The following is a 282-nucleotide window of genomic DNA, read 5'->3' as shown; positions in this document are numbered from 1 at the left end:
GATCCCGAACCCAACCTCGATCCCGATCCCGGTCCCGGTCCCCATCCCCTTCTATTTACATCTCTCCTTTCCTATGGTATCCTTGTACTAGTTATATTGAATTCTATAAATGTGAGGTACCCTATGACAGAAAAAAGAGAAGGGCTGGATGGGCTGAAGCAGCTGGGCAGCTGGAATACGAAATACACCTATGATTACGACCCCGGTCTGTTGGAAAAGATTCCAAACAAGCACGCTGACCGGGATTTCTTTATCAAGTTCAACTGTCCGGAGTTTACCAGC

The 282-nt window shown here is 47.5% G+C and carries 1 pseudogene; it reads left to right on the top strand.

Features of this window, described 5'->3' with window-relative positions:
• Positions 1-123: 123 nt before the first annotated feature.
• A pseudogene (locus tag B2Y11_RS08735) lies at positions 124-282 on the top strand (NADPH-dependent 7-cyano-7-deazaguanine reductase QueF); the annotation flags it as partial.

Origin of the sequence: Dialister sp. UBA1703, assembly GCA_002320515.1 — a bacterium.
Classification (GTDB): domain Bacteria; phylum Bacillota; class Negativicutes; order Veillonellales; family Dialisteraceae; genus Dialister.
Note: the sequence above shows the minus strand (reverse complement) of the source record. Positions and strands in the feature narration are given on the sequence as shown.